Raw genomic sequence first — 563 nt, forward strand, 5'->3', positions numbered from 1 at the left:
TTCAGCGCTGGATCGAGGCGGGACCGAAGGAAAAATGGAGTTTTGTCCAGTAGTCTGGGAGAAAAGTCGGAAGATCCACTGCTGACCTGGGAGAAGACCAAACGACGAGCGCCGGGCCCTCCTGGCGGAAGGGCTAAAAAGCAGGCCACAACAGGCCAAACCAGGCTGGCCAAGGGCGGGTCACCCGGCTTTGCAGGCCAGGCTGAAGCGCCGCCGGGAGCCTGCCTGGCGCCTGCCTGGCGCCTACACTTGTAGTCACCACGCCACGGCGGTCCGGTGACTTGTCCGGGCGCCCACTGCGTCGCTGAAAAAGAGGGCTGGCCAGGCCCCGATAGGCCCCTCAGGGGCTTGTTTCAAACCGGTCACTACTCAAACAGTGAGCGAGCGGTCAAGGGGCTTCCCCGGCTATGTAACCGCTCTGTCATATATCACCGTGGTAAGGCCCTACAATTGTAATGAGGCGATAGTGCGTGGCGGGGTCCTGTCTGGGATTTGGCCTCCGGTGAGCGAAGAATTTTGGCTTAGTTGGCTTATAATGAGCAAGTTGACTCTTTTTTGCGGTA

General features: G+C 59.3%; 1 protein-coding gene. It reads left to right on the forward strand.

Annotation, left to right across the window (positions count from 1 at the left end):
• Positions 1–255, forward strand: a 255-nt coding sequence (locus J2I46_RS32680; RefSeq protein ID WP_207333316.1) for a hypothetical protein, incomplete at its 5' end; no start/stop codon positions are given.
• Positions 256–563 lie beyond the last annotated feature (308 nt).

The organism is Fibrella forsythiae, from assembly GCF_017353175.1.
GTDB classification, from domain to species: Bacteria; Bacteroidota; Bacteroidia; order Cytophagales; family Spirosomataceae; genus Fibrella; species Fibrella forsythiae.